Origin of the sequence: Microbacterium sp. H6 (assembly GCF_003314775.1) — a bacterium.
Lineage (GTDB): Bacteria > Actinomycetota > Actinomycetes > Actinomycetales > Microbacteriaceae > Microbacterium > Microbacterium oxydans.
Genome location: NZ_QOAY01000061.1, coordinates 1 through 2,577 on the forward strand (window position 1 = coordinate 1; position 2,577 = coordinate 2,577).

General features: G+C 68.6%; 2 protein-coding genes and 1 pseudogene. 2 read left to right on the forward strand and 1 reads right to left on the reverse strand.

What is annotated here, in order from left to right; genetic code table 11:
- Positions 1-213: 213 nt before the first annotated feature.
- Positions 214-1,065 carry a formyltetrahydrofolate deformylase gene (purU, locus tag DSP71_RS04070; RefSeq protein WP_046747746.1) on the reverse strand — a complete coding sequence of 284 codons (852 nt, stop codon included), beginning with the start codon at positions 1,063-1,065 and terminating at the stop codon, positions 214-216.
- Between the two features lie 116 nt (positions 1,066-1,181).
- Here purU and DSP71_RS04075 point away from each other — a divergent pair, with 116 nt between their 5' ends.
- Entirely contained in the window at positions 1,182-2,396 is a 1,215-nt protein-coding gene (locus tag DSP71_RS04075) for a cation:proton antiporter (protein WP_113680414.1), read from the forward strand.
- Positions 2,393-2,577, forward strand: a pseudogene (locus DSP71_RS04080) (glutaminase); the annotation flags it as partial. The gene DSP71_RS04075 and the pseudogene DSP71_RS04080, both read left to right, overlap by 4 nt.

The following is a 2,577-nucleotide window of genomic DNA, read 5'->3' on the forward strand; positions in this document are numbered from 1 at the left end:
CGCGCCGCTGGTGCGTCATGGCTCGGCTGCCGAGGTCTTCGCCGAGCTGATGGCAGGGCTCCCGGCGACGCCGTGACCCTCGCTGCGGCCCGGATCGCGGGCTGCTCCGCGCTGTGGACGAATGACCGACGCCTGGCAGCGGCCTCCCACGGGCTCGCGGTCGATATCCTGAGCGACCGCGACTGGACCCGCGTCCTCCCGGGTTCGACCGGGCTAGAGGATCACGGTGGATTTGCCGTGCACGATCACGCGATCCTCGGCGTGCCACTGCACGGCGCGGGCGAGCACGAGGCGCTCGACGTCGGCACCGCGACTCTGCAGCTCGGCGGCCGACTCGGAGTGGGTGACGCGCGTGACGTCCTGTTCGATGATCGGTCCCTCGTCGAGATCGGCCGTCGCGTAGTGCGCGGTCGCGCCGATCAGCTTGACGCCACGGTCCTTGGCGCGAGCGTACGGGTTCGCTCCGATGAACGCGGGCAGGAACGAGTGGTGGATGTTGATGACCGGAGCTTCGAGGCGCGTGATGAAGTCGTCGGAGAGGATCTGCATGTAGCGGGCGAGCACGACGAGGTCGACGTTCCCGCGCAGCAGTTCGAGCTGACGATCCTCCATGGCGGCCTTGTCGCCGGAGGGGATGTGCACGAACGGCACACCGAACGAGCGGACGGCCTCGGCCAGGTCGGGGTGGTTGGACACGACCATGGTGATGTCGATGTCGAGCTGTCCGCGCTGCGTACGCCACAGCAGCTCCATGAGGCAGTGATCGTACTTCGAGACGAAGATCGCGACGCGCTTGCGGCGGGCCACGTCGTGCAGCGACCACTCCATGCCGAAGCGCTCGGCGACGGCCGCGATGTCGGCTTCGAGTGCCGGGCGCGCCGCTGCCAGACCGTCGAGGTGGATGACCGTGCGCTGGAAGAAGCGTCCGCCCTCGGAGTCGGTCGAGTGCTGATCGAGCGAGATGATGTTCGCGCCGTGATGAGCGAGCACGCCGGCGACGGCGGCGACGATGCCGGGCTGGTCGTCGCAGGCGATGAGCAGGCGGGCGGTATCGGGCTGAGACATGGGGGCTCCTCGAGGGTGTGCATCGATTCTGCCGTGGATGCGCCGAGCGGGCGAATCGCGAAAGATCACCCGCTGCACTGCCTGCGCACTGCACCGCTCTCACCTACCCTGAGAGCATGAATGCGAGTGACCTCGGCCTCGTGCTGATCCCGCTGCTCGCCGTGGCGGCGCCGCTTCTCGCACGCGGCGTGCGACCGGTGGTCCGGGTGCCCATCGTGGTGTTCGAGCTCGTGCTCGGCATCCTCGTCGGTCCCGCTGTCTTCGGCTGGGTCGAACCGGGACCGCTGCTGGAGAAGCTCAGCGATTTCGGCCTCGCGCTGCTGTTCTTCGTCGCCGGAACCGAGATCGACTTCAAGATGGTGGCGGGCAAGCCGCTCGCGCGCGCCTCTCTGGGCTGGCTGCTCAGCGTGCTCCTGGGCATAGGCCTGGGCTTCTTCTTCGCGCCGGGAGAGGGGATGGTGGTGGTCGGCATCGCGCTCAGTTCCACGGCGCTGGGCACCCTGATGCCGATCCTGCGCGATGCCCGCGAGCTCGACACCCCCTTCGGCCGTGCCATCAGCGCGATCGGCGCGGTGGGCGAGTTCCTCCCGTTGATCGCGATCTCGATCTTCCTCAGCACGCGGACCACGCCGATCGCCACGGCCGTGCTGCTGACCTTCGTGGTGCTCGCCGGGCTCGCGGTGCTGCTGGCGCACCGCGTCCCGCACGGGCGGCTGCACGGCATCGTGCGGGCGACACTGCACACCTCGGATCAGTTCGGCGTGCGCTTCGTGATCCTGCTCATCGCCGCTCTCGTCGGGCTGAGCGTCATGCTCGATCTCGACATGCTGCTCGGGGCTTTCGTGGCCGGGGCGGTCTGGCGCATCATCATGGCGCGTGCACCGAAGAAGGACGCGGAAGAGGTCGAGAGCAAGATCGAGGCGATCGCCTTCGGTTTCCTCGTGCCGATCTTCTTCCTCTACACCGGGGTCACGTTCGATCTGCAGGCATTGCTGTCTTCGCCGACGGCGCTGGGGCTGGTGCCCGTCTTCCTGATCGCTCTGCTCGTGATCCGCGGATCCGCGGCGCAGCTCTCGGCGCCGGCGGGGATGAGCGTGCGCGACCGCGCGGCCCTCGGACTGCTCGCCGCGACGGGCCTGCCGATCATCGTGGCTGTCACCGCCATCGGTGTGGATCAGAAGATGCTCGACACCGGCACGGCTGCGGCGCTCGTCGGAGCCGGAATGCTGTCCGTGCTGCTGTATCCCCTGATCGGGATGACGCTCCGTGGCGACCGCGCGGAGGTCGTGGGCCCGCGACTGGCCGACAAGACACGACAGGGAGAGCTGTGACCACCGCATCCGCGCTGCTGACACAGGCCGTGCACGACCTGAAGGGCGCTCCGAAGGAAGGGCTCGGCGAACAGCGCGATTCGCGCTGGCGCGGGCGTCGCATCGTCAGGGTCGGTGAGGCGTGGCACCTGGGTGTGCTGCTGCTGACCGAGACACATGCGCTGGCGACGGCCGAGGTCCT

What these genes read in the sequence shown, in the direction of transcription:
- purU (WP_046747746.1), bottom strand. Translation starts at nt 1,065, where the DNA reads ATGTCTCAGCCCGATACCGCCCGCCTGCTCATCGCCTGCGACGACCAG.
- DSP71_RS04075 (WP_113680414.1), top strand. Translation starts at nt 1,182, where the DNA reads ATGAATGCGAGTGACCTCGGCCTCGTGCTGATCCCGCTGCTCGCCGTG.